Below are 25,516 nucleotides of genomic sequence, written 5' to 3'. Positions count from 1 at the left end.
ATTTTTAGCATTTTAAGTTCTTAGATGGGCTCTGCGAAAGTCAAATAATAGCCATTGATATCTCTAATGGTAAATTCTTTCATACCATAGAAGGTCTCTTTCATCTGAACTACTACATCGGCAGAAGAATATAGATAATCATAATATTCCTGAATGCCTGTCATTTGTATAAAAAGGGTAGTGCCTCCTCCAATTTTCTCATGTCTTATCTCAGGAATATCAGACTTAAGACTGTCCTCTTCCTGAAACATAATTTCAACTTCACCCTTTTTCATGCGTGCCCATACTAAATCCTCTCCATTTTCAGGTACAGTATCGATTTTTTCAAAGGCCAAAACACCATGGTAGTAGTTGATGGTTTGTTGAACATCTTCAACCATCAAATTTGGAGTCAGTTTTTCTAATTTCATTAGATTGTTATTAAATGATTCAATATTTTAAGTTGAATGTAATTTAGAAATTAAATTTCAGAATTATTGATCCTCAATGATAAACTCGAAGCCTACACCATGTCTGTTGAAGATATTAACCCGCTCATCTTTAGATAAATACTTACGGAGCTTTGAAATGAATACATCCAGGCTCCTTCCTAAAAAGTAGTCATCCTCACCCCAGACTTCAATTAATATTTCCTCACGCTTCACCACCCTGTTCTTATTGTTGCAAAGAAATTTTAAAATCTGGGCTTCCTTTTGGGTGAGGTGTTTCTTTTCAGAATTATGACTAAGACTCAGGTCCTCATAATTAAAGGTGTATTCGCCTATCTGGTATTCTTGCTGAATGCTATCCTGCTTGCCTGTTCTTCTTAAGAACACTTCAATTCTAAACACCAGTTCCTCCATACTAAAGGGTTTGGTGATATAATCGTCACCACCTCTTTTAAAACCTTCGAGCCTGTCTTCCTGCATGGCCTTGGCTGTGAGAAACAGTATTGGTACTTTATTATTATTCGACCTGATATTTTCAGCCAGAGCAAAGCCATCCATTTTAGGAAGCATAACATCTAGCAGACAAAGATCAAATGACTCTTTCGCGAATGCCTCAAGCGCATCTTGACCATTGTCACAATGTTCCACCTCATATTTATGTAAACACAAATTGTCCTTGATCACAAAGGCCAAAGACGCATCGTCCTCAACCATTAAAATTTTACCCTTTGCCATTTAATAATGTAATTGTAAAAGTACTGCCTTCCCCTTCTTTACTTTCCAATTCAATTTTACCTTTATGCGCCTTAATTACCTGCATCACATAGCTTAAACCCAAACCAAAGCCTTTAACATCATGAAGGTTGCCTGTTGATACTCTAAAAAACTTTTCGAATATTCGCTTTTTATCTTCTGCACCAATTCCAATGCCGTTGTCCTTAATTCTTATGATTAGGTGCTGCTTTTGATTATACGTTTCTATTTTAATCTCAGGTTTTTTGCTGCAATATTTAATCGCATTATCAAGAAGATTAAAAAGCACATTTGATATATGTAGTTTATCGATGTCACAGCTTGCATTTGCAGCATCGAGGTTTAACTGAATATCCTTGTCCTGCTCAACACCAGCCGATATGCTTTCTACTACCTCCGTTATCACTTCATGGATATTGGTTAACTCCTTTTTAAGGGCGATCTCATCATTGTCCATCCCCGCCATTTGCAACACGCGTTCCACCTGATTTTTAAGTCGCTGATTTTCATTCTTAATAATAGTAGTATAGTTAAGGTAGCGCTCAGGTTGTTGTGTAATCTTTGGATCGCTTAATACATCAACACTTAAGGCTATGGTAGATATTGGTGTTTTGAATTCATGGGTCATATTGTTAATAAAGTCATTCTGGATTTCAGACAGCCTACGCTGTTTCAATATCACAAACATGGCATAGGAGAAGAAAATGACTACCAGCAAAAGAACTGAAGAAGAGAAAATCCAGATGCCCATCCGGTTGGTAATAATGGATGCTTTATTAGGAAACTGAACTCCGAAATAATAGCTCTGATTTTCCCATTTGGGCAGACCTGAGCCAGAGGCATGGCTTTTCTCTTGATCAAAAGAAACATAGTTGCCATACACCATTTTGTCGTTGGTACAGTCGTAAATGCCATATTCAAAATCAAAAGCAATACTTCTTTTCTCAAACTCAGTTTTCAGCAAATACTCAAGTAAATTGGCATCGATCTCATTATTGATCATCACCACATAATAATTAGTACTGAGCTGTTTGATAGGATTAACAGTAGGAACGGCAGCCTCATTGATCTCAAAAAATTGGTTGGCCACGTTGAATAAGGCCGTGTTTACATCACGGTTAAATAAATCTTCTTCTGTATCAAAAGCCTTGTTAAACCAATACACCTGAATGGCCACAATGCCTAAAATGCTTATGGCAGCCATTATGACCAGTGCTAAAATCGATTTTCTTTTCATCAACAATTCTTCAACCGCTCATTGAAAGTAGTAAATATTTACGTCATCCTCTGAGAATTAACATCTTGTTAACAAAATCACTTTCACCGAAAGTGGCCAATCAAAATAGATTTTTACTTCACTAGATATCAGTTTTCTAAACTCAACGCTCCTGATTTCCGCTGGGATTTAACACCTCTTTAACATCAGCTGCCGAATCATATTTTTGACTTAATGTTTCTCTTAAGTTGTCATAACAGTGGATTACTAGCTTAGCTGGCTAAATCTAACCATTCACAACTATGACAAAAAAATTACTATCAACCTTATTATTTTTACTCTGTACCGGAGCATTGTTTGCACAATCTGCATCGGTCAGTGGAAAAGTAACTGACGAAAACGGACTGGCCATGCCTGGTGCATTGGTATTGCTCACGGATATTGATCGAGGGGCGATTACTGACAGTCAAGGTAGTTTTACCATTCTTAATGTACCCACAGGTTCGCATCAAATCAAGATTAGCTTTATTGGCTATGCCACTATAGAACAAGATGTAGAAGTTACTTCTGGAACTTCTTTGGATTTTAGTATGGAAGTAAGCACCATGCTTGGCGATGAAGTTGTGGTAATTGGCGATCGTTTAAAAGGACAGGCGAAAGCTTTGAATCAGCAAAAAACCAACTCTAACATTACCAACATTGTAGCCTCCGACCAAATGGGAAGATTTCCTGATGCTAACATTGGTGATGCTATGAAAAGAATTCCTGGTATTACTATGCAATATGATCAGGGTGAAGCCAGAGACATTATTATAAGAGGTATGGCACCACAGCTTAATGCTGTTACCCTTAATGGTGAGCGTCTGCCTTCAGCAGAAGGTGATAATAGAAGAATACAAATGGATTTGATTCCTTCTGATATGATCCAGACTGTAGAGGTAAACAAGGCAGTTTTACCAAACATGGATGCTGATGCCATTGGCGGATCAGTAAACCTCGTGACCAGAAGAGCTCCGGAAAATTTCAGATTCTCAGGAACACTGGCATCAGGAGTTAACCTTTTGTCTGAGAAGCCAATTTACACTGGTTCATTTACAGTGGGCGACAGGTTTTTAAATGATAAATTAGGTGTGATCTTATCTGGCTCTTACAACAACCATGATTTTGGATCAAACAATGTGGAGGCCGTTTGGATTGACACAGATGAAGGAGCTGTAATTGATGAATTTGATATCAGAGAGTATCAGGTACAACGTGTAAGACGAAGCACTTCACTTGCTCTTGATTATGATTTTAATTCTAACCACAGCCTATACTTATCTTCAATGTATAACTGGAGAGATGATTGGGAAAACAGATTCAGAATGCGTGTGAGCAAACTAGAGGATGCCTTTGATGATGGTGCATTTACGAAGTTTGAAAACGGCACATATGATATAACTGATGGACGTGTAGAATACCAAACCAAAGGTGGACTAGATAGTGATAGAGTAAAGGCCTCCAGATTGGAAGACCAAAGAGTGTACAATGTAACACTAGGTGGTAAACATGTTTTCAACAAACTAAAATCTACATGGAGCGTAACGTATGCCAAGGCTTCGGAAGAAAGACCAAACGAGCGCTACATGAGCTTCAGAGATGGAGGTCAAAGAATCTTGATGGACGTGAGAAACCCTGAAGAGCCCTTAGCTTACCTTACTAACAGACAAGACAATTTCAACTTAGAATTGAATGAGATTACCGAACAGTACGGCTATACTGAAGACATTGACTTGAACGGAAAGCTTGATTTCCAATATCAGTACAGCGAAAATGGCATCTTTAAGTTTGGTGGCCGTTTCAGGTCCAAGGACAAAAATAGAGAAAATAGCTTCTTTGAATATAGCCCTATAGATGGCAATTTGATAACTACACTTTCAAGTGTTCCTAACAGTGATCGAAGCAATCCTGACTACTTAGCAGGATCACAATATCAGATAGGATATTTTGCTACTCCTGACTATCTTGGTGGACTCGATTTAGCAAACACTTCAATCTTCGAAAAAGAAGATGTTCTTGACGAATATTTACCTGGCAACTATGAGGCTAAGGAAAATATCTATGCGGGTTATGTAATGGCTGACCATCAGTTCACACCTAAATTCTCTGCTATTGTTGGTGTGAGATATGAGTATACTGATATTGAATACACCGGCAATATTCTAGACCTTGATGAAGAGACCTTTACTAAAGAAACAAGAACAAGTTACTATGCTAACTTCTTGCCTGGAGTTCATTTAAAATATGATGTCAACCCTGAGTTCATTTTAAGAATGGCCTGGACAAATACCATTGCCAGACCTAACTATTTTGACCTAGTTCCCTACGCTGAATTCAGCCCTGGGGATCAGGAATTGGCAAGAGGTAATCCTGATTTAGAAGCTACAACAGCTATGAATTTCGATTTAATGGCTGAGAAATATTTCTCTACAGTAGGTCTTGTATCGGCAGGCTTATTTTATAAGGATGTGGATAACTTCATCTATGGGCAGACTGTTCAAAATTATGCTGACCCACAATTCGGAACTGACCTTGAATATTCATTCCCTAGAAATGGCGGAACTGCCAGTGTTTATGGGTTTGAAGCATCTTTCCAAAAGCAAATTTGGAAAGGCCTTGGCTTGTACCTAAACTATACAAGAACTGAGTCTTCGACCGAAGGTATTGAAGACAGGGAAGATGATGACCTGGCATTGCCGGGAACTGCCAACAATATGTTCAATGCCTCTTTGAGCTATGAAACAGAAAAGTTGGTAGTTAGAGTATCTGTTAACTATGCTAGTGATTACATAGATGAAATCGGTGGAGATTCTTTTGAGGATAGATTTTATGATGAGCAAACATTTCTTGACATCAACGCTTCGTATGCTATCACTCCTAAATTCAGAGTGTTCTTAGAAGGTAATAACTTAACAAATCAGCCCTTGAGATATTATCAGGGCATCCAGTCAAGAACGATGCAAAGTGAATATTACAATGCTCGTTTTAATATTGGAGCTAAGTTTGACCTATTTAAGAAGTAAATCTGATTTAAAATATGTTGGCTTGCCGAAGTGTTTGTTTTTATCAGAACTACACTTGGCAAGCTTCATTTTCTAATTACAAGTACATAATATGCATCAAAAAATAGTAATTCTATCAATAATACTGGCAGCCGCTGGCTGTAATCAAAAATCAACGGAGCAAACCACCGTAGCTGATATTCCTTCGAACATTAAACCATTAGTAGTTACTGAACCAGCGGCACATGATACTGACGATCCGGCCATTTGGATCAACAAAAACGATCCTTCCAAGAGCCTGATCATCGGCACCGATAAAGGTGGTGATGAAGGTGTTGGTAGACTTTATGTCTACGATCTGAAGGGCCATATCTTACAGGATAAAACTGTATTAGGCATTAAGCGACCCAACAATGTGGATATCGCTTATGGTCTAACAGCCGGTGATAAGATGCTCGATATAGCAGTTTGTACCGAACGTTATACTAACAGCATCAGAATTTTCAGCTTGCCAGATATGAAACCTTTGGATAATGGCGGTATCGAAGTCTTTGAGGGTGACTCATTAAGAGATCCTATGGGCATTGCGCTTTACACTGACCCTTCAACAAATGAAATCTCTGCTATTGTAGGTCGAAAGTCAGGGCCAACTGATAGCACCTATTTATGGCAATACAGCCTGATAGCAGATAGCTCAGGAATGGTAAAAACTCAGTTGGTTAGAAAGTTTGGTGCTTTTAGTGGTATCAAAGAGATTGAATCCATAGCTGTTGATAACGAGTTGGGCTATGTTTATTATTCAGATGAAGGTACGGGCATACATAAGTATTATGCTCATCCTGACAGTACAGGGGTTGAGCTAGCATTATTTGGTTCTGGTGATTTCAAAGATGATAATGAAGGCATTTCCATTTACAAAATGGATGGCGGCAAAGGTTATATCCTGGTTTCTGATCAGCAAGCCAACCGATTCAACGTTTACCCCAGAGAGGGCTCGGCTACCAACCAGCATGAGCATATGCTTTTAGGTTCAGTCAACACTTCTACCAATGAAAGTGATGGTAGTGATGTAACCGCCATCCCACTTGGCTCCAATTTTCCTAATGGGTTATTTGTTGCCATGTCTGATGACAAAACATTCCAACTGTATTCCTGGAACGACATTTTTCAGGGTCTTGAGCAACCCTCTGATAATTAGAGACATAAAGAGGTGAGAAAATGATTTCTCGCCTCTTTTCTTTAATTTATTTTTATGCTAAGTTCGGGCTTCAATTTTTTCTTATGAATATTTCCTTCATCCAATCAGCAAGAACATTAGCATTAGCTGGCTTCATGTTATTGTCAGCCCGCACCTTTGCCCAAGGTCCATTTTACTCCGCAGAATCAAGAGGTCCAATTGAAAATAATCAAATCAATGAGGCTTCTGGGCTTGCTACCGGAATAAATAACCCAAACATGCTGTGGACACACAATGACAGTGGTGACAAGGCAAGAATTTTTCTTCTTGATGAGTACGGACATTTTAAAGCCGAATTCAAATTAAAAGGTGTAAATAATCGCGACTGGGAAGACATCTACACTGGTCCAGGACCGAAAGCTGGTAAAAACTATATATACATTGCAGAAATGGGGGATAATAATGCCGTTCATGAGCTCAAGTACATTTACCGATTTGAAGAACCCAAGCTATCCGATGACAGCAGAGAAATTTCTAATATAGAAGTAATCACCTTTGTCTACCCTGACGGTAAACGAGATGCTGAAAGTCTTTTTGTTGACCCTCAAACCAAAGACATTTATATACTTTCAAAAAGAGAGCAAAACATTGGTATTTATAAAGCGGCTTATCCACAATCATTATCAAAAACAGTCACTTTAGAAAAGTTAGGAGAAATGCCATACTTCAATACTGTGGCCGCTGACATCACCCCTGATGGACAGGAAATTTTGACCAAAACTTACGATGGTATTTATTACTGGAAAAGAAACGGCCAATCAATAGCCGACCTGCTCATGACTGAGCCGACTTTTGTGCCTTATGTTATTGAGCCACAAGGTGAGTCCATTGCCTGGAAAAAAGATGGTTCAGGGTTTTTCACACTAAGTGAAGAGCCTCGCGAGATTGAAGCGGTCCTATATTTTTATAGAAGGAGATAATTAGAACAGCTCTAAGATCTGCAGTGCTGTATAAACAAGAGCTAAAGAAAGGATAACGTTGATCACCTTTTTCAGGGTTTCATTTTGCATGTACCTCTGAATAAAATTTCCAAAAAGCGTCCACACAGAAACTGAGCTAAAACAGACCACTGCCAAAACAAATATCCACGGGGCATGTGAGAGTACAGCTTTGTCAGGCTCGTAGAGAAAAGTTGTAAAAACCGTCATTCCGTAAAATATACCTTTTGGATTAACCAGCTGCAGCAAAAACCCCCTGCTAAAGGTGGCCAGTTCCTTAATTTCCGATGAAGAAGTATAACTTGCTTTTAAGGTATGATAGGCCAGCCATAAGATGTAAGCAGCGCCTATATATTTCAGGTAGGTATTGATAAATGGTGCTACTTCTAGAATCACCGATGAAAGCAGAACACAAATCCAAAGCACCGTAAAAAATCCTGATACTATACCTATCAAAAACTTAAACGTCTGTTTATAACCCAGGTGCATCCCAAAAGAAGCACACATTATATTGTTTGGCCCGGGAGTATAAGTAGTGATGAAAATAAAAGACAGAAAGGCTACCAGATTCATGGCACCAAGATTACATAAATTTTCAATCTTCTTCTATTATAGATTTAAACAGCCTATAATTGTTTTATCACTTTTTACATTACCATACTATAGCGTATATTTAGTTCAAAGTCGCCCCTAATTTGAACAAGTCCGACCTTCCGTTATTCGAAACCTTATTTAAGGAGCATTTTAAGCCTCTTACGGGGTTTGCCATTAAATACGTTCACGATCTGGATGATGCCAAAGGTATTGTGCATGATGTATTTGTTCGCCTATGGGAAAAGGAAAAAGCATTGGAACCAGATACAAACTACAAGAGCTATTTATATACTGCAGTTCGTAACAAATGTCTCAATCACATCAGAGATAATAAGAAAATGGTAGCCTTGTCTGAGGTTAATGATAATGCCCACTCCACAGAAGACAGCAGCATTGAAACAAAGGAATTGGCCAAAGACATTGAATATGCGCTGAACATTCTTCCAAAAAAATGTCGCGAGGTGTTTGAATTAAGTAGAGTAGAGGAGCTAAAGTATGCCGAAATAGCCGACAGGCTTAAAATTTCTGTTAAAACTGTGGAAGCTCAAATGTCAAAGGCTCTGAAATTATTGAGGGAGCATCTGGCAGAGTATTTAACAATATTAATATTTCTACTTTTTAAATAAGGGTAAACAATGACTTGAGTGTTATCTAAGTAAGCAGATAAAATTGAAAGAAGAACAAAACGATATTGAACAACTAATAGCTAAGTCTCTGGCAGGTGAAACTACAGCTGCCGAGGAGGAGCAACTTACAAGCTGGCTTAAAGAAGACCCTGCAAATCAGGAGACCTTTGAGAAAAGCAAGAAAGTAGTTGCTTTAACGAAAAACCACAGCTCAGAGGAAGCATTGGACATTGATGTCAATGCCGAATGGAGCAAGTTTAAAAGTAAGGTGGAAGGCCAAACCAAAACCGTTGAAATGGGTTCTTCTTCAGGAAGTGTTTGGTACAAAATTGCCGCCACCTTCCTGATACTTTTAGTTTCAGGTGCCATTTTATATTTCAGTCTTTTAAGGAATGACGAAACCATTTACCAAACTGCTGATTCGGCTGAGGTGTTTACACTGCCTGACAACTCAACCATAACGCTAAACAAGAATTCAACACTGGCTTATAATAAGGATTTTGGGGCTACAGATAGAAAAGTGAAATTAACAGGTGAGGCCTTTTTTGAAATTACTCCTAACAAGAAAAAGCCGTTCATTATAGATACTGAAGAAACCAGAGTTCAGGTACTAGGGACATCTTTTAATATCAATGCCATTGATAGTGACAAGACAGAAGTTACTGTAGCCACTGGCCTTGTTTCTATGACCGCCTTAGAAACTAAAGCATCAGTAAAACTTAGCCCCGGAGATAAAGGAGTGCTTTTACATAGCAGAAATGAACTCACCAGCAGCTCAAATGATGACATAAACTTCATGGCCTGGAAAACAAAGACGATTACATTTGAAAATACTGATTTGGCTGAAGTGGTTTCAACATTAAATCACGTTTATAATATTAAGCTCAACATGGTAGAAGGGGTAGGCACTAACTGTAAAGTAAGTGTGACCTTCGATCACCAGACATTAGATGCTGTTTTAAATGTTCTTGAGTCTACGTTAGAGCTTGAAGTGGTGCGAGATGAAGATCAGATAAACATTACTAATGCCGGATGCTAAAGGACATTTTCATGGAAAGATTGATCAAACAACTTTTCGTGGTTTTTATAGTGCTGGCTGCAGCATTACACTCTTTTGAGGCCCATGCTCAACAGCAGGTTTTAGAGATTGAGGTAGAAAACATCACCCTGAAAGCCCTTTTTGAGTTAATTCAGGAAAAGTGCAAAGTTTCATTTTCATACAACCCAAATAGGCTGCCTCTTAAGGAAAAGGTAACTTATCAAGCTAAAAAATCGCTTGAAGAGATTCTTAAGGACCTTGAAGACAAGTTCTCCATCGAGTTTTCTTTCATTGAGCAGCAGATCATAATAAAGCCGAAAAGAAAAGCCAATGACAAAAAGGCTTCGACCTACACTATAAGCGGGTACATCAAAGACAACAAGAACGGTGAGGCCCTCATTGGCGCTACTGTATCTATACCTGCATTAAATATCGGCACATCAAGTAATGTATATGGCTTCTTTTCTCTCACTGTACCTGATCAGGAACATGAGGTCAAAATTTCATTTATCGGTTACAGTGAAGTTATTAAAACCTACAGTCAAGGTTCTTCTGAAGAAGTAATAGAACTGGTAGAGACCATTCCTATGCTTGAGGAAGTAGTTATCTCTTCAGGTCCCAACCCGGAAATTGGAGAAATTCAGCTCAGCAAATCTATATTACGCCCCGAGGCGGTTAGCGAAATGCCTGCGTTATTTGGTGAGATGGATGTGGTAAAATCTATGGAATTTATGCCGGGCATTAAAGCCCATTCGGATGGGTCTACTTTCTTTTATGTGCGGGGTGGCAATAGAGATCAGAATTTGATCATGCTTGATGATGCCCCAATTTTCAACTCGAGTCATATGTTGGGCGTTTTTTCCACCATCATTCCCGATGCTGTCAATAGTATAGATATATATACCGGTGATATGCCTGCTTCAATGGGCGGTAGGCTTTCTTCTGTGGTAGACATTCGCACTAAAAAGGGGAATGACAAGCACACTCAAGTATGGGGAAACGTTGGGCTGATCAGCACCAAACTAGGGATAGAAGGGCCTATAAGAAAAGAGCAAAGTTCATTTTTAGTATCAGGAAGACTCTCGCGTATCAAATGGATTTTTGAAAATGAGAATCAGGATTTAAAGCAATTGTACTTTTATGACTTAACAACAAAGCTCAATTTTAAACTTTCTAACAGAGATCAAATTTACTTTTCTGCTTACTCTGGCCGAGATAATTACTTCGTAGACAATAGTGGTATAGAGTGGGCCAACCTGGCCGGAACGTTTAGGTGGAATCATATTGTAAATGACAGGCTCTTTCTTAACACTACAATTGCTGCCAGCTCGTATGACTACTTTCTTCACACAGATGTTGAAAACAACACCAAGTGGAAATCTCATATTGCCAACCTCAATATCAAAGGCGATTTTACCTATTTTGTTAACCCCGATAATGTGGTCACTTTCGGGCTAGCCATCAATGGACATAACTTCAACCCTGGTAATCTTACCACGGATGACCCTGATGTGCAGCCTCCGCTGGTTTCTATAAAAAATGCCTTTGAAAGTGTGATTTATGGTCAGCAGGAGGTGAAACTAGGTGAGCATTGGGGGCTGAAATATGGCTTAAGACTTACCTCATGGACTAATCAGGGTGCTTCATTTGAATTTCAGTTTGATGAAAACAAGAACGTAACTGATACCCTGTTTTACGAAGCAGGTGAAGACTATAATCAATATGGCAATGCAGAACCAAGATTGGGTATCAGCTATTTTATCAATGATCAATCGGCTATAAAGTTGAGTTACGCCCGAACCGTGCAAAACCTTCATCTCATCACCAATTCAATCAGCCCTTTTACCTCACTTGAGGTATGGCTGCCCAGCAGCATCAATATAAAACCGCAAATTGCTAACCAGGTAGCATTGGGTTATCAACACAGCTGGCCAAAAAGTGGGTTAGCATTTAGTACTGAGGTCTATGCAAAGAAAATGTTTAACCAAATCGATTACCAACCTCATGCTGAAACGCTGCTCAATCCGCTCCTTGAAAACGAACTTCTTTTTGGTGATGCAGAAGCCTATGGCACTGAATTTACCCTTAAAAAAGAATTGGGTAGGCTAAGAGGTTGGGCTGGCTATACGTATTCAAGAGCCACTAGAACTTTTGATGAAATAGATAATGGTGAGGCCTTTAATTCATTCTATGACAGACCTCATGAGGTTAATCTCGTACTTGGTTATGATCTTACTGAGCGCATAAAGCTTGGGGCGAATTGGATTTATTATACTGGCTCGCCCTACTCAGCTCCTATTGGATTTTACAAGTTTAACGATCAGGAAACACCAGTATATGGTAAGAAAAATAATGCCCGTCTTCCGGGCTATCACCGGCTGGACTTTTCAGCCACCTTTACCCTCAACAAACCCGAAAACACTAAGTTTCATCATGACCTGAGCTTATCATTTTACAACCTTTATGGTAGAAAGAACACCCTGTTTATTAATTATAATAAGACTGAGGTTGGCGAAAACGAGTTTAAAATACCTTCTAATTTGCTGGAAGATAATAGGGTTACATCACAGTACTACCTTTTCAGGTTTACCCCATCGCTAACCTACAACTTCAGGATATTATGAATAAAAACTTCTATATCATAATGCTGCTGTTATTGATGCTGGGCTCCAGTTGTGAGGAAGTGCTGGATGAAACTATTGACTTTGAAAGAACCAATCTGCTCGTAGTTGAAGGAGTATTGACCAATGAGCGTATCAGGCAAAAAGTAAAACTTACGCACCCTTATGCCTCACAAAATGAGCCCGAAAGGCCTGCCACAGGAGCGATTGTAGTCATAGCCGATAGCGATCAGAATATTACCTTGCTCCGGGAAAGTCCCAGAGGGTCTGGAGAATACTTCACTGACTCATTGCGTGCAGTTTTCGGTAAGGTATATGCGCTGATAATACGTTATAAAGGAAATGAATATCGTGCTTTTGATGCTACTCCGCCAGGTCAGTTGTTACCTCCTCTAAAATACAATGCGATTGAGGTTGATGGACAAACAAAATTTGAACTGCAGTTTGAAGACTCGGGTGTTAATCCCAATTATATAAATTACAATGTTGATTGGAGTGCAACGAGCTCTTGTACCACACAACCTGAAGACTGCCAGGCCAAACTAGTCTACTATGACCTTAAAAATATTGATGTTCAGAAAATTTACGCCCCTGAAAAAGAAGACATTTATTTCCCTCCACAAAGTACGGTGATTCGAAAAAGGTATTCGGTGAGTGGCCCTTATCAGGATTTCTTAAGGTCGTTATTGTCTGAAACCGAATGGCGTGGAGGCGTTTTTGATATACAAAGAGATCAGGTGCCTACCAATTTAAGTGAAGGTGCCATTGGCTTTTTTGCTGTTACTACGGTAGTTAAGGATACTACGGTGCTGAGATAAGATACGCGCCCCGAAAGAGGGAATTTCTTCTATTCTCAAATTTGAAAATATCACTTTAGGTGATTATTGGGGTGTTAAATCATATCTTTTTAAAGTTGCGGTTACAGATGCTACTTAAATAGAATAAAAAAATGTTTTACCCAGAGTAAGGGTATATCTCATTTGATGTGTTCTACTATTGAAAGGACGAAAAAACTATCCTTTCCAATGAAAAAGAGATCAAGAATTTAAAATTAAGATGATGAAAAAGTTAAAATCAGATTTTCGATTATTACTGGTAGCGGCACTGGTGCTAATACTTTCAATTGGCCTTACCTCGTGCGATGAGAACCCTGAAATAGTTGCGCAGCAGGAATTCCTTCCAGAATCATTTGGTGTGGATATTCCATCCTCTATCAGCAACCCTACAACACTCGGTGGTGGCAGAATAAATGGCCGTACTGAAGAAGAACTTTCTGGCGATGCCATTTACAGACATCTAAGGTTATTCATTTTTATTGGCGAGGCTTCAAAAGAAATCACTGAAGACATTATTACTGCCATAAAAACATATGATATTGAAAGCCTGCAAGTCATTACCTATACCAGTGACGATGATGGCCGAAGCAAAACATTAACCGTTACTCAAAATGAAGAGTTTGAAGGCACTACGTGGGAGTACATGCTTACTGTTATAGATGCTGACTCTGAGGGCGAAGCAGATGGCGGCATGGCCATGCAGGTCTTTTGGAATAACACGCCTTCTTTAAAGGGGATATCAATTTTAAAGCCTTATAACATCAATAGAAACGATACAGAAAATGGTGCGAATGCCATCTATAGAATCGATTATAATGCCGGAGGTAATGATGTATATGATGCCACTATGGAGGTAAGCATAGCGGGATTGGCCTTTGACAGGCCTAATGCCGATGAGTTTTCAATGAAAAACTTAAGAATGTTTGTGGGAAGAAAAGGCGACTTTGTAGATGTGTATGGAAACTCTAACCACCCAAGGGCAAGACTACTTGATGAAGCGAATGTTGGTTTTAACTGGGCATTTGTAGCCTCTGGAAATGACGCCTTGAATTTAGGGGTAGCTGAAGTTGGTTTACCGCCAAGTAATTTGGATGAGAGTGGTCGTAAAGTATTATTAGAAGACTACTCCGTTAGAAACGTATTTACAGCACGAATTAAAGCAGTGTTCCCTAACATCACGGATGCACTGCTAGATGCCTACTTAGTGAACACTAACCCTCCCGGATTTTTCGACAAAGATGGTTTTATAAGATCTGAACTTTCCCCTGGGGCGGATTGGAATCCTATGGCAGAAAGAATACAAAGCTTAGCTCCTTATAACCCATTGGAGACAACAACCTTAGAGATAAAATTCAAATAGGTTTTGAGTTTTAAAAGTGAAAAGGCTCTTCCGGATCATCGGAAGGGCTTTTTCTTTTTTAAGGCATTTTAGATTACTTTCATTAAAGTAGAACTATGTCATAATAAAAACAATGAATTTTATCAAGCTAACATTATTACTTGCCTTTATAAGCACGTGCACTTCTCCTAAGGATGTTAGTTATGAAAACTTAAAAGTCACTTTTGAGCTTAGTGACTATGAGGAGGAGTATAAATCCCAGTCATACAACACCTTTGGTATTGATAGCGCCATATTTTACTCTCGACTAAAAGAACAATTATCTTTCAAAGAAACGATCCAGATAATTATTGTTTCTGAAATCAATAACTATAATATCAGGCTCGAAAATAGAAATATTGGTGAATTGCTAAATCAAGATTTAGGCCCATCCTTTAAATCAATAGCCGATTTAGAAGTAAGTAAAAACGACCTCCATGCACTGTCACTAACCATTGATAATAAGCAAGAAATTGAAGTAATTAGCCGTAATGAATACAATTACATTTATGTGCTATTCTTTGAATCAGAGGTTCACATTAGATTTTGCTATTCAAAATGTATTGGTTTACATTAATTCAAACGTCCGCCTGGACTATTATCAACATTTTTAACATTGACCTTTGAGCCTTCTTAAAAAAAAGAAAGGCACAAGTTTACACTTGAGCCAGTTTCAATTTAAAATTTATAAATCAGATCGCTTCTCCCAATAACTATCGGGAGAAGTGATGACTGTTTATCTTTCTAATTCACCCTATCAATTAAGGCCTCAGCAAATTCCTTTAGCATTGCCTTTCCTGAAAGGGAGGCATCCACTTTTTTGAACGCACTAAATCCTTTATCAAAGTACTCATTCATCTTGACCTCGGTCAGTTCTTTGATACCAATTTCATCATAAATGGCAGTTACTGCTTTTACCTTCTCTTCAGGGTCAAAGTCTGTTGCTTTTAGCCATTTGTTCAACTCTGCTTTCTGCTTAGTATTAGCACGCTCAAGCGCTTCAATTAGCAAGAAGGTCTTCTTGTTAGAGATGATATCTCCGCCTACCTGTTTGCCAAACTTTTTCTTATCGCCATACACATCCAATAAATCATCTTTTAGCTGAAAGCCAATGCCTATGTTCTCACCAAACTCTCGCAAATATTCCTGTGTTGAAGATTTAGTTTCTGCCAATATTGCACCCAGCTCCAGGCTCATGCCAATCAAAACGGCCGTTTTTAGACGAATCATTTCAATATATTCGGCCTCAGTAACTTTGCTCTTGGTCTCAAAAATCATGTCCATTTGCTGTCCCTCACAGACCTCAGCGGCACATTTGTTAAATATCCTGAGCACATGTTTAAGCTGCTTTTTTCGTGTGGACAAAAGCATATCATAAGCCTTTACCAGCATGACATCACCAGATAAAATGGCGGTGTTGCCATTCCATTTTTCGTGTACAGTTTTTTTACCTCTGCGCAATGGCGCTTCATCCATGATGTCATCATGCATCAGAGTGAAATTGTGGAAAACCTCTACTGCCAGTGCCTGATCTATCACCTCCTCAGGGTCAATTTCGAACAAACTGTAGCTCAATAAAACCAGTGTTGGGCGCAGTCTTTTGCCGCCCAGTGACATGATATATCTTATGGGTTCATAAAGCTCTTTTGGAGACTGCCCATATTCCTGTTTTTTAATCTGCTCCTCAATCAGAGCGTGAAGCTTTGCTATCTTATTTTGCATGTAATCAATCGCTACTCGTAAAAGAATTTGTCCTTCTCATCAACAAATTCAAGGTCAATTGTTCTTCTGTCTATATCGGTATTTTTTACGGCTACCAAAACCTTACCGCCAAGCTCGTACATTTTCTTGTTTTTTCGGCCTATCACACGGTAGTTCTTCTCATCAAATTCATAATAGTCGTCTTTCAGGTCAACCATTCTCACCATGCCTTCGCACTTGGTTTCTACTATTTCAATAAAAATACCCCACTCGGTAACACCTGAAATAATACCATCAAACACCTTGTCTTCTACTAAGGACATAAACTCTACCTGCTTGTACTTGATAGAAGCTCTTTCGGCTTCAGAGGCTCTTTTCTCTCGCTCAGAAGAGTGCACACATTTCTCTTCATAGTCTTCTTTTTTGACTGACTTGCTGCCATCCAAATACCTTTGGAGCAGTCGGTGTACCATCATATCTGGATATCTTCTGATAGGGGAAGTGAAGTGTGAATAATGATCAAATGCCAACCCAAAGTGACCCATGGCCTCTGTGGTATATTTAGCCTTTGCCATTGACCTAATCGCCAATTGCATCAAAACATTTTCTTCAGGTTTGCCTTCAATATTGGTCATCAGTTTATTCAATGACTTAGAAATGGCCTGCTCTTCTGTTTGCATTTCATGGCCAAACCTTCTTGCAAAAGTGGCGAATGTATCTATCTTTTCAGGATCTGGATAATCGTGTGTTCTGTAAACAAAGATCAGCTTATCCTCGCCCTTTTTCTTATTGTAAACAAACCTCGCCACCTGACGATTAGCCATCAACATAAACTCTTCAATAAGCTTATGGGCATCCTTTCTCACTTTTGGAAAAACCCCTAGAGGTTTACCATCTTCAGCAAGTTTGAATTTTACTTCTGTGGTTTCAAAGTTTACAGCGCCCTGACCGAATCTTCGTTCCCGAAGTTTCTTGGCTAAAATATTCAGTGTTTGTAACTCTTTACCATAATCGCCCACACCGGTTTCAATGCCTTCCTGGGCATCTTCGTAAGTAAATCTTCTGTCCGAGTGAATCACAGTTCTTCCAAACCATTCATTAATCACTCCACCATTTTCATCCATCTCGAATACTGCAGCAAAAGTCAGCTTGTCTTCATTAGGCCTTAACGAACAAAGTCCATTGGAAAGCTTTTCAGGAAGCATAGGTACTGTTCTGTCCACTAAATAAACAGAAGTCGCCCTTTCATAGGCTTCTTTCTCTAAGGCAGTGCCGGGCTGTACATAATGCGTAACATCGGCAATGTGAACACCTACCTCAATATTGCCATTGTCTAATGGCTTGTAAGATATAGCATCATCAAAGTCCTTGGCATCAGCCGGGTCAATGGTGAATGTTAATACATCCCGAAAGTCCTTTCGGGCTTCAATCTCCTTTTTAGAAATCTTATCGCTAATGGCTTCAGCTTCTTCCTCGATATGTTTAGGAAACTCAAAAGGAAGGTCAAATTCTGCCATGATAGAATGTATCTCGGCATTGTTCTCTCCCGCTTTACCCAGCACCCTGATTACTTCGCCTTCAGGGCTTTTATCGTTTGATGGCCACTGCGTGATTTTGACAATAACTTTATCATTGTGCTTTGCGCCATTGGTATCCGTCAGGCTTACAAAAATATCCTGGTGGATTTTCCTATTATCAGCGATAACAAAGGCAAACCTTGGTGAGAATTCTATTCTTCCAACAATCTGGTCTTTGCCATGCTGCTCAACTTCAAGTACAAAACCCTCGCGGTGCTTACCATGTTTTTTGTCTTTAATTCCTACTCTAACAGTATCGCCATCCATGGCAGACTTTAGGTCCTTTGCCGCTACGTAAATATCCTCTTCTTCATCGGGAGTGATAACATAGGCAAACCGCTGATTTACATGGTCAACTTTACCGACCACAAAATCAGGTTCGTGATTACCTTTATAACTTCCATTGCTTAGCTGCGCAATCTTGCCTTCCTTTTCAAGCAAGTTGACAACAAATGGTATTTCTCTATTATAATCCTTCCTGCGGAAGCCAAGTTTTTTAGTGATTTGACTTACCGTATAGGCTCTATTAAAATTTGAATTAAGTAGGTTAACTATTTTGTGAGCGAGCTTTTGCTTTATATCGTCAGCTTTACCTGACTTCGTTTTATTTCGTTTTTTGCTCATTTATTTTTTATCTATAAGATGTTGTAAAGATGCAACTATTTTGGCGGGTAGTGCTCTGTGAAAAATTATTAATTGGTTAAGCGTTAGTGCTTTCAGGTTTCAATTACCTTAATCTCAGGGAGATCAATGCTCTGTAGTTTTGTGTACAACTTGGCTGTAACTACTACATCCTGAAGGCAATACTTCGCTATTTTATTTAGGTCCTTTTGTTCGTGGTAAACTGTGTTAACCATACTGCCATCCATATCCGTTTTGCTGGACTCAATGCCAAAAATGGTTGCCAAAAGATCCAAAGAAGTGTAGTTCTTCCAATCCCCAAATTTCCACATGTCCATGGTGTCAAGATGATTGACCTCCCATGGTTTTTTCCCTGAAAGATTAAGTGCCGTTGGCAATGCTATGCCATTAATCAGCATTCTTCTGCTTAAATAGGGAAAATCGAACTCTTTGCCATTATGTGCACATAGCCTTACATCAGGAGCCATTTTGCTCAGCAAGTGCTTAAATTCTAACAAGAGTTCCTTTTCATCATCACCAGACAGGGCTTTAGTTCTTAACTGAACTTCTTCTCCTTCTATATGAAAGTAGCCAAGACCTATGACTACCACCTTTCCAAACTCAGCATAAATACCTGCCCTGTCTAAGAACAGCTGTTCATCTGAAATATCCTCTTCCTTTTTTAAAAATGATGCCTTCCTGGCCCACTGTTTCTTAAGCCGCTCATCAAGGCCTTGATAATCAGTAGTTTGACCTACTGTTTCAATGTCCAGGAAAAGAATGTTTTTAATATCGCGAATCACGAATGCAATATGCCTTTGGTATCTAACTCTTTAATGTAAGTTAAATTTTCGTCTTTTATTGAATCAGGAAGAAAAATGAATTTCTTGTCATACAAGGTATCACCTACATAATAGCTTACCCAGTATTCGTTGTTTAAGTGAAAAATATCTTCGTTGATAGGCTCAATTAATGTTGCGCTATGCGCTTCTACAGTCTGCAGCGAATGTCTTAAAGTTGATGTCTTTTGTACTTCATTAGCTGTTTCGCCATAGCCCGTTGAAGCTACTAACGTGTTTTCTATTTTAAAGTTATTTTGATTGATGAGGTAGACTGACCATTCATCTACATTTAGCTTATTGGTCTTTTTGGCAATGGCCACCGTTACATTTTTAACTTCAGGTTTTTTAATATCTTTTTTCATACAAGCTCCATTTCAAAAAGGTTAGCTATATTTTTCTTAAGAATTTGCTCCACTTCCTCAATATCCAAATCACGACCCAACTCCTTATTTAGAGAAGTCACAGCCTTATCATCAATGCCACAGGGAATGATGTTATTGAAGTAGTCCAGGTTAGCATTCACATTAAAGGCAAAGCCATGCATGGTGACCCAGCGGCTCGATTTCACGCCCAGGGCGCAAATCTTTCTTGGGTTCTCCTGCTTTTCATAATCCAACCACACTCCTGTAAGACCATCAATACGACCTGCCTCAATACTATAATGCGCTAATGTCAGAATTACAGCCTCCTCGAGTAGGCGCAGGTATTTATGAATATCTGTAAAGAAATTATCCAAATCAAGAATTGGGTAACCTACAATCTGGCCAGGACCGTGATAGGTGATGTCACCACCCCTGTTGATCTTATAAAAGCGAGCTTCCTTTTCTGCTAAGCCCGCTTCATCAAGCAACAGGTTATCTTCACTACCACTTTTACCAAGGGTGTACACATGCGGGTGCTCACAAAAAAGGAGATAGTTGCTTGTGGCTTTTTGATCTGGCAAATCCTCCTTTCTATTCTCAATTTTCAGCTTAACAATGTCATCAAAAATCTCGGTTTGATAATCCCACGCCTGCTGATAATCGATAAGGCCTAAGTTTATAAATTTTACTTTTTTATTAAGAATGTGGTTCACCTGTAGCGTGATGTATTTCTATTAATGATTAGCGCTTTCTTCTTAACGCAGAAAAGCGTACCTTTTATTAACAAGCTTCAAAGGTAGATAATTCTATGAACACAAAAGCTAAAATTGGTTTAGAGGGAGAAATGGCCGCTGCCGAATATTTGGTAAGCAAAGGCTTTAAGATTCTTTGCATGAACTTTAGACATAGACGTTCAGAAATAGATATTATCTGCACCAATGATAATCTTTTGGTATTTGTGGAAGTAAAAACCAAAAGCTATACCGCCTTTGGAGAACCTGAAATTGCAGTTGATGATAAGAAGGCCACTAAGGTGATGGAAGGCGCTGAGCAATATATACAGGAAACCGACTGGAAAGGCGATGTACGTTTTGATGTCATCTCCATTGTTAAATCAAAAGGCGACTTTACTATTGAACATTTTGAGGATGCTTTTTATTAACGTTCGTTTAGCCTTCTATCCAAGATTAATATTTTCTGCCATTCAAGAATTTTCCTATGAATGTGGATCTGACCAGGTAGTGATAGCTCACTAAACATACAGCTGAAGTACCCATTAAAACAATTAAGAATTTTACAATTGCTGGCAATTGCCAATCAACCAATAATGCCGGTAAAAAAATGGTAAGTGGTAGGTGGACTAAATACACCCAGTACGAAGCATCTGATATGTATCGCGCTGTAGGAGAATAGGTTTTAAATAGCCTAACAAAAAGGCCTGTTATGCCAAATACGAATAACCAGGTTATGATAGCATATATAATGCCTCTGGGAATATCATCAATGTATTCAGTCCAGACATTCATAGCACAGAACATTAAGAACGCTGAAATAGTAAACAAGTAATCAAAACGAGTGATGGTATCAATTGATATTTTTGTGCTATACAAAAGCCAGCCAAACACATAAAATAGCATTAGAAAAAGGGTATCACCTAAGTCGGGCACAAAACCAAGGGGAGTAGGCACACTATAATCCCACCTGAGTACCATGATGAGAAAGATCAAAACAGTTAAGGTAAATAGAAACAAAAATCTTCTATGAAGACTCCACGGAAAGATTTTAGAAATACCTTTAGAAACCTTGGTTCTTTGAATTGCCTTAGCTAATAAGAAAACAGTGGCTGTTATTAATATGAGATAATAAAGAAACCATAAGTGATATGTGATTTGCGGAAACCAAGTAAAGTCTGTATCTATTTCAGATAAAGTAAGTCCGAATGAATGCGATGTGTACCTTAACGAGAATATTATTATGGGATGAAGAAGAATTAAAAAGGCAGCAAAGGGAAGTGCTATTCTTTGTATCCTGTTTCTTAACATTTCTAATGGTCCCCTTTTGTAAAAAAGCATAGACCCAAAATAGCCCGCCATTACAAAGAAAATCGGCATCCTAAAAATGTGAATTAAAGAATTGATATAATTCAGGAGAACGTCTGTTGAATATGGGTCTCTAGGCCAGATATCACTTTCTCCTTGGATATATGATTCTGAAGAATGCAATACTATTCCTAAAAGCATCATCACAGCTCTTAAGGTGTCGAATGAATAAATTCTATTGTGTTGTAAATTTGATTTGACCATTATCTTTTTGAGTTTTAGACAAAAGAATCAAGTCAATAATCAAAGGCCTATTGGAATATGCAAAAAGGTGATGAGATGCTATAAATTTATGGGTTAACTGCTATAATACCACTTTCTAAATTTTGAAGCCTTCAACCTGCTAACCGTAATTTCCTCTTTGCTACCCACTATGCTTATTAGAATTTTACCATAAGTAGACGAGGTTATCCTTATTATACTTTCTCTGTGGACAATACGATTTCTGCCAATACTGAAAAACCAATCATCTGGAAGTAATCCTGACAGTTCTGATAAAGATCCGTCATAGATGAAATGTTCGTGATCTTGCCTATATACTTTTACTACACCGTGCTCGCTTCTTGCTTCTCGTACATCTGCAACTCTTACTGCGTATTTTGAATTCCCCTTTTGGAGATGAATGATTTCATCTGCTTTTTCTACTTTGGTAATTAAAGAATTTAGCTTCGTCTGCGATTCAGAAAGTACTATTTCCGATGCTCTCCAGTTTTTAAAGAAAAATGATGTCCAATTAATTATGGTAAATACCAATGAAATAAAAAACGTTATAAGGTTTATAATAAGTAATTGATGCCAATTGAAATAATCATTTTCAATAATCCACATATAGCCTAAGCCAATAATATTTATAACAAACAGCAAAGCGAGTACTAGAAAAAGCAGATTAAAGAGAAACCGCTTGAGTGGATAAACAATCCAATTATACTTCAGGCTTAATCTTAAGTCAATAAAATGGTTTAACTCTGTGATGAAAGCGGAAAAAATGATGGCCGTCAGATACTCCTTTAAAGAAGACGCTGGATTTTGAGGGTTAAAAACAAAATTGATAAGAAAATTTGCAGTACAACCAACCAAAATTGGGTTTATAACTCTCCAAACAATTTTGGTCCTTGTCTTCTCCATTAAGTCAAACTACCTCTTCTCATAAACGAGCTTACCCTTCTCATTCCATTCTTTCCAGATAAAGGGCTTGAATTCATCATCAAAGGCATCTTTTGAATAGCGGATGATTTTCTTTCTGCGGCCTGAAGGGTAATACTCTACCCAGTCGCCCACGCGGTGGTCCCAGTTATACTCGCCAGCCACACCAACACGGCCATTGTCAAAAAAGTAATAATAGTTGCCTTCCTTTTCGCCATACTCAATAGGTATAATCTCTCGCATGTGCTCATGCTCGCGGTCATAGTACCTCACTTGTGATTCTTTCGGCCAGCCTTTATAGTACTTTTCTTTATCTACAAGAAGGTCTTCCTTATCATATTCCATCCAGCGGCCATGTTTCATGCCTTTGTAGAATATTCCTTCCTGTATCACCTGATCGCCACGCTTCTTAGTATATGGCCCATGAAGAATGGCACCATACTTCTGATCTATCTTACCGCCAACTCTTATTTCCTTTCTGCGGTAGTCATACCAGTAGATATCTCTAACATAAGTATCCAATTCTATTGGCTCTTTTAAAGTATAGAAAAGTTCATAAGTTACGCGCTCACCGTAACCTTCGCGGGTATAGGCCTTGCGCGTTTTTATACCATAAAACACCTTCCTTTTACGTTTCTTCTTTTTAACCTCCACATCCTCCAAATAATCTTCCCTTTCATCAAGGTCAATGGTAACAGGCGAGCTTATTGTAAATCGCTCATCAGTGCTGTTAGGGTCAACATCTTCCTGTGCCCATAGAATATTGGGCATTGAGGCTAATAGCGATATGTAGAGCAGTTTTTTAACCATGTATTTATGCAACGTAAAGTAGCGCTTTTTTATTTTTTCTATCAAACGCTAAAAGCATTCTAAACATTCATTTTCATTTTATGTCCATGACTGTATTTTTGAACGCAACCTTTTAGTACAATCTGATGTCTAATTAACAGACTCAAACAACAATCAATCATGAAAAAAATTTTACTGCTAGCCGTTACTCTATTGACTGTCACACAGCTGTCTGCTCAGGATGATGAGTTTAACCTTGATAAATCTTACGCTATGAACTTGTCAGGAACTATTGTTCTGAAAACAAGTGATGCCGATATAACCATAACCGGTTCAGACAGAACTGATGTACGCGTTAAAGTGATGAGAAATATAAAGACCAAAGGCTGGACCGTTGGCAACCAAGAATTTTCTGTTGAGGTGGAAGAACGAGGCGGAAATCTTGAAATTATCGAGCGCTCATCAGGTAGCCATGTTTCCTTTGTTGGCTACATGAGCGAGACTTATAAAATAGATATTGAGGCACCAAGAGGCGTGAACCTTGATCTTGACGGAGATGATGATGACTATTTCATCAGCAACATAGATGGGGATATAATGCTGGATCTTGATGATGGAGATGCAGATTTTAAAAACTGTAATGGTAGAGACTTCTCATTCAATCTGGACGATGGAGATATCAGAATGGACAAAGCCGCAGGAAGATTATCAGTAAGAATGGATGATGGTGATTTAGAAATTGATAATGCCGCCTTTACCAGGATAGATGCCACAGTGAATGACGGTGATATTAAGCTGGCCACAACTCTTGAAGATGAAGGTGACTATTATATTCGTGGTGATGATGCAGGCCTTTACATTGTGATATTAGGAGGGGGAGGTAGATTTGATATTCGCCATGATGATACCAGAGTATCTGCTGGCAGCGGTTTTGAATTTATAAGAGAAAAAGAAGAAGAGACTGTTTTAGAATTGGCAGGAGGTAATGCCAAATTCACTATCCGCACAGATGATTCTAATATCAGATTTACTAAGGAGTAGTTATTCAAAATTTGGGGTTTCATTAACTCTGGCGTATGGATATGTGCCAACATGCGCCAGTGAATAATAATTGTTGAGACCCCCAATACCGGCAATATTAGCTTCAGCTAAATTGATATAGCCTTGTTCAGAGATTAGATGGTCATCTATAATCAGATGCTCAATAGAACCTATGATCATGATTGTTCCATTAATTTTCATAGGAATCTGTTCTTCAAATTTCATCCCTATTTTTATAGGACTACTGGCAACAAAGGGGGGCAAGAAATTATCGACATACATCGCATCAATCTTACAACGCTCAAACTCGTTGACATCTCTGTCAAACTTAGCAGAAGTATAATGTGCCCTTTCCGCCAAATCAGTAGGTATGGCATTAATGGTGTAGTAATTATTCTCTAGAATATTCTCAAGGGTATGCCTTGGCACTTCCCTAGAAGGCCTACAGATAAAAGCCATCAAAGCCGGGTCGCTACCCAGATGAAATACAGAGTTAAAAACCGCCAAATTAGGCTGACCTTCTTTTGAAATTGTACCAATGAGGTTGGCTGGTTTTATTCCAGTTACGCTGTTAATAATGTTAAGGCGTTTGACCCTGGACGTACCTTCTATTTGAGATTTTGTTAAGTGCATA

General features: G+C 38.7%; 24 protein-coding genes. 11 read left to right on the top strand and 13 right to left on the bottom strand.

Going from position 1 to position 25,516, the window contains the following annotated elements; translation table 11 throughout:
- Positions 1 to 20: 20 nt before the first annotated feature.
- The 3 genes from E1140_RS16920 to E1140_RS16910 form a co-directional block, all read right to left on the bottom strand.
- A complete protein-coding gene (locus E1140_RS16920) occupies positions 21 to 410 on the bottom strand; it encodes a VOC family protein (RefSeq protein ID WP_155186639.1) in 390 nt (129 codons plus the stop codon).
- Positions 411 to 473: 63 nt separating this feature from the next.
- Entirely contained in the window at positions 474 to 1,163 is a 690-nt protein-coding gene (locus E1140_RS16915) for a response regulator transcription factor (protein WP_155186636.1), read from the bottom strand.
- Positions 1,150 to 2,418, bottom strand: a complete 1,269-nt coding sequence (locus E1140_RS16910; RefSeq protein WP_155186633.1) for a sensor histidine kinase — start codon at positions 2,416 to 2,418, stop codon at positions 1,150 to 1,152. Before E1140_RS16910 ends, E1140_RS16915 begins: the two co-directional genes overlap by 14 nt.
- Positions 2,419 to 2,699: 281 nt before the next feature.
- Between E1140_RS16910 and E1140_RS16905 the strand changes: the two genes are divergently transcribed.
- The 3 genes from E1140_RS16905 to E1140_RS16895 all read left to right on the top strand — a co-directional run bounded on the left by E1140_RS16905 (position 2,700) and on the right by E1140_RS16895 (position 7,595).
- Positions 2,700 to 5,459 (top strand): TonB-dependent receptor, encoded by a 2,760-nt coding sequence (locus E1140_RS16905; RefSeq protein WP_155186630.1) that lies wholly within the window; start codon positions 2,700 to 2,702, stop codon positions 5,457 to 5,459.
- Positions 5,460 to 5,550: 91 nt separating this feature from the next.
- Positions 5,551 to 6,636 carry a phytase gene (locus E1140_RS16900; RefSeq protein ID WP_155186627.1) on the top strand — a complete coding sequence of 362 codons (1,086 nt, stop codon included), beginning with the start codon at positions 5,551 to 5,553 and terminating at the stop codon, positions 6,634 to 6,636.
- Positions 6,637 to 6,719: 83 nt separating this feature from the next.
- Positions 6,720 to 7,595, top strand: a complete 876-nt coding sequence (locus E1140_RS16895; RefSeq protein ID WP_155186625.1) for an MBL fold metallo-hydrolase — start codon at positions 6,720 to 6,722, stop codon at positions 7,593 to 7,595.
- Here E1140_RS16895 and E1140_RS16890 read toward each other — a convergent pair whose 3' ends face one another.
- Positions 7,596 to 8,186: a LysE family translocator gene (locus E1140_RS16890; RefSeq protein ID WP_155186622.1), complete on the bottom strand. Its 591-nt coding sequence runs from the start codon at positions 8,184 to 8,186 to the stop codon at positions 7,596 to 7,598.
- 122 nt (positions 8,187 to 8,308) lie between these two features.
- Between E1140_RS16890 and E1140_RS16885 the strand changes: the two genes are divergently transcribed.
- The 6 genes from E1140_RS16885 (at position 8,309) to E1140_RS16860 (ending at position 15,284) form a co-directional block, all read left to right on the top strand.
- A complete protein-coding gene (locus E1140_RS16885) occupies positions 8,309 to 8,833 on the top strand; it encodes an RNA polymerase sigma-70 factor (RefSeq protein ID WP_155186619.1) in 525 nt (174 codons plus the stop codon).
- A gap of 43 nt (positions 8,834 to 8,876) precedes the next feature.
- A complete protein-coding gene (locus tag E1140_RS16880; protein ID WP_155186616.1) occupies positions 8,877 to 9,872 on the top strand; it encodes a FecR family protein in 996 nt (331 codons plus the stop codon).
- 11 nt (positions 9,873 to 9,883) lie between these two features.
- Positions 9,884 to 12,496: a TonB-dependent receptor gene (locus E1140_RS16875; RefSeq protein ID WP_185153646.1), complete on the top strand. Its 2,613-nt coding sequence runs from the start codon at positions 9,884 to 9,886 to the stop codon at positions 12,494 to 12,496.
- Positions 12,493 to 13,311: a DUF4249 family protein gene (locus E1140_RS16870; protein ID WP_155186610.1), complete on the top strand. Its 819-nt coding sequence runs from the start codon at positions 12,493 to 12,495 to the stop codon at positions 13,309 to 13,311. The genes E1140_RS16875 and E1140_RS16870 overlap by 4 nt, the downstream gene beginning before the upstream one ends.
- Before the next feature lie 241 nt (positions 13,312 to 13,552).
- Positions 13,553 to 14,689: a hypothetical protein gene (locus E1140_RS16865; protein WP_155186607.1), complete on the top strand. Its 1,137-nt coding sequence runs from the start codon at positions 13,553 to 13,555 to the stop codon at positions 14,687 to 14,689.
- A 112-nt stretch (positions 14,690 to 14,801) separates the two neighbouring features.
- On the top strand, positions 14,802 to 15,284 hold the full coding sequence (locus E1140_RS16860) for a hypothetical protein (protein WP_155186604.1): 483 nt from the start codon (positions 14,802 to 14,804) through the stop codon (positions 15,282 to 15,284).
- A 167-nt stretch (positions 15,285 to 15,451) separates the two neighbouring features.
- Here the strand turns inward: E1140_RS16860 and E1140_RS16855 are convergent, their stop codons facing one another.
- The 5 genes from E1140_RS16855 to lipB form a co-directional block, all read right to left on the bottom strand.
- Positions 15,452 to 16,429, bottom strand: coding sequence for a polyprenyl synthetase family protein (locus E1140_RS16855; RefSeq protein WP_155186601.1), 978 nt, complete (start codon positions 16,427 to 16,429; stop codon positions 15,452 to 15,454).
- 11 nt (positions 16,430 to 16,440) lie between these two features.
- Complete coding sequence (gene rnr, locus E1140_RS16850; protein ID WP_155186598.1) at positions 16,441 to 18,609, bottom strand: ribonuclease R; 2,169 nt, start codon at positions 18,607 to 18,609, stop codon at positions 16,441 to 16,443.
- Positions 18,610 to 18,701: 92 nt separating this feature from the next.
- Positions 18,702 to 19,409 (bottom strand): 3'-5' exonuclease, encoded by a 708-nt coding sequence (locus E1140_RS16845; RefSeq protein ID WP_343034264.1) that lies wholly within the window; start codon positions 19,407 to 19,409, stop codon positions 18,702 to 18,704.
- A complete protein-coding gene (locus E1140_RS16840; RefSeq protein ID WP_155186594.1) occupies positions 19,406 to 19,810 on the bottom strand; it encodes a hypothetical protein in 405 nt (134 codons plus the stop codon). Before E1140_RS16840 ends, E1140_RS16845 begins: the two co-directional genes overlap by 4 nt.
- Positions 19,807 to 20,523, bottom strand: coding sequence for a lipoyl(octanoyl) transferase LipB (gene lipB, locus E1140_RS16835; RefSeq protein ID WP_185153645.1), 717 nt, complete (start codon positions 20,521 to 20,523; stop codon positions 19,807 to 19,809). Before lipB ends, E1140_RS16840 begins: the two co-directional genes overlap by 4 nt.
- 95 nt (positions 20,524 to 20,618) lie before the next feature.
- On the opposite strand from lipB, the gene E1140_RS16830 reads away from it, so the two are divergent.
- A complete protein-coding gene (locus E1140_RS16830; RefSeq protein WP_155186591.1) occupies positions 20,619 to 20,972 on the top strand; it encodes a YraN family protein in 354 nt (117 codons plus the stop codon).
- A gap of 25 nt (positions 20,973 to 20,997) precedes the next feature.
- Here the strand turns inward: E1140_RS16830 and E1140_RS16825 are convergent, their stop codons facing one another.
- The 3 genes from E1140_RS16825 to E1140_RS16815 form a co-directional block, all read right to left on the bottom strand.
- The gene (locus E1140_RS16825) at positions 20,998 to 22,113 is read right to left on the bottom strand and encodes an acyltransferase family protein (RefSeq protein ID WP_155186588.1); all 1,116 of its coding nucleotides are present in this window, start codon (positions 22,111 to 22,113) and stop codon (positions 20,998 to 21,000) included.
- Positions 22,114 to 22,206: 93 nt separating this feature from the next.
- Positions 22,207 to 23,034 (bottom strand): LytTR family DNA-binding domain-containing protein, encoded by an 828-nt coding sequence (locus tag E1140_RS16820; protein ID WP_155186585.1) that lies wholly within the window; start codon positions 23,032 to 23,034, stop codon positions 22,207 to 22,209.
- 9 nt (positions 23,035 to 23,043) lie between these two features.
- Complete coding sequence (locus tag E1140_RS16815; protein WP_246202992.1) at positions 23,044 to 23,862, bottom strand: toxin-antitoxin system YwqK family antitoxin; 819 nt, start codon at positions 23,860 to 23,862, stop codon at positions 23,044 to 23,046.
- A gap of 159 nt (positions 23,863 to 24,021) precedes the next feature.
- On the opposite strand from E1140_RS16815, the gene E1140_RS16810 reads away from it, so the two are divergent.
- A complete protein-coding gene (locus E1140_RS16810; RefSeq protein ID WP_155186582.1) occupies positions 24,022 to 24,882 on the top strand; it encodes a DUF4097 family beta strand repeat-containing protein in 861 nt (286 codons plus the stop codon).
- Here the strand turns inward: E1140_RS16810 and E1140_RS16805 are convergent, their stop codons facing one another.
- Complete coding sequence (locus E1140_RS16805) at positions 24,883 to 25,515, bottom strand: flavin reductase family protein (RefSeq protein ID WP_155186579.1); 633 nt, start codon at positions 25,513 to 25,515, stop codon at positions 24,883 to 24,885.
- Between the last annotated feature and the right edge of the window lies 1 nt (position 25,516).

Origin of the sequence: Fulvivirga lutimaris, from assembly GCF_009711525.1 — a bacterium.
In the GTDB taxonomy this organism is placed as follows: Bacteria; Bacteroidota; Bacteroidia; order Cytophagales; family Cyclobacteriaceae; genus Fulvivirga; species Fulvivirga lutimaris.
Note: the sequence above shows the minus strand (reverse complement) of the source record. Positions and strands in the feature narration are given on the sequence as shown.

Bases quoted from the DNA above. Each gene is read 5' to 3' on its own strand.
- E1140_RS16920 (WP_155186639.1), bottom strand. From the start codon at position 410: ATGAAATTAGAAAAACTGACTCCAAATTTGATGGTTGAAGATGTTCAA.
- E1140_RS16915 (WP_155186636.1), bottom strand. From the start codon at position 1,163: ATGGCAAAGGGTAAAATTTTAATGGTTGAGGACGATGCGTCTTTGGCC.
- E1140_RS16910 (WP_155186633.1), bottom strand. From the start codon at position 2,418: ATGAAAAGAAAATCGATTTTAGCACTGGTCATAATGGCTGCCATAAGC.
- E1140_RS16905 (WP_155186630.1), top strand. From the start codon at position 2,700: ATGACAAAAAAATTACTATCAACCTTATTATTTTTACTCTGTACCGGA.
- E1140_RS16900 (WP_155186627.1), top strand. From the start codon at position 5,551: ATGCATCAAAAAATAGTAATTCTATCAATAATACTGGCAGCCGCTGGC.
- E1140_RS16895 (WP_155186625.1), top strand. From the start codon at position 6,720: ATGAATATTTCCTTCATCCAATCAGCAAGAACATTAGCATTAGCTGGC.
- E1140_RS16890 (WP_155186622.1), bottom strand. From the start codon at position 8,186: ATGAATCTGGTAGCCTTTCTGTCTTTTATTTTCATCACTACTTATACT.
- E1140_RS16875 (WP_185153646.1), top strand. From the start codon at position 9,884: ATGGAAAGATTGATCAAACAACTTTTCGTGGTTTTTATAGTGCTGGCT.
- E1140_RS16870 (WP_155186610.1), top strand. From the start codon at position 12,493: ATGAATAAAAACTTCTATATCATAATGCTGCTGTTATTGATGCTGGGC.
- E1140_RS16865 (WP_155186607.1), top strand. From the start codon at position 13,553: ATGAAAAAGTTAAAATCAGATTTTCGATTATTACTGGTAGCGGCACTG.
- E1140_RS16860 (WP_155186604.1), top strand. From the start codon at position 14,802: ATGAATTTTATCAAGCTAACATTATTACTTGCCTTTATAAGCACGTGC.
- E1140_RS16855 (WP_155186601.1), bottom strand. From the start codon at position 16,429: ATGCAAAATAAGATAGCAAAGCTTCACGCTCTGATTGAGGAGCAGATT.
- rnr (WP_155186598.1), bottom strand. From the start codon at position 18,609: ATGAGCAAAAAACGAAATAAAACGAAGTCAGGTAAAGCTGACGATATA.
- E1140_RS16840 (WP_155186594.1), bottom strand. From the start codon at position 19,810: ATGAAAAAAGATATTAAAAAACCTGAAGTTAAAAATGTAACGGTGGCC.
- E1140_RS16830 (WP_155186591.1), top strand. From the start codon at position 20,619: ATGAACACAAAAGCTAAAATTGGTTTAGAGGGAGAAATGGCCGCTGCC.
- E1140_RS16825 (WP_155186588.1), bottom strand. From the start codon at position 22,113: ATGGTCAAATCAAATTTACAACACAATAGAATTTATTCATTCGACACC.
- E1140_RS16820 (WP_155186585.1), bottom strand. From the start codon at position 23,034: ATGGAGAAGACAAGGACCAAAATTGTTTGGAGAGTTATAAACCCAATT.
- E1140_RS16815 (WP_246202992.1), bottom strand. From the start codon at position 23,862: ATGGTTAAAAAACTGCTCTACATATCGCTATTAGCCTCAATGCCCAAT.
- E1140_RS16810 (WP_155186582.1), top strand. From the start codon at position 24,022: ATGAAAAAAATTTTACTGCTAGCCGTTACTCTATTGACTGTCACACAG.
- E1140_RS16805 (WP_155186579.1), bottom strand. From the start codon at position 25,515: ATGCACTTAACAAAATCTCAAATAGAAGGTACGTCCAGGGTCAAACGC.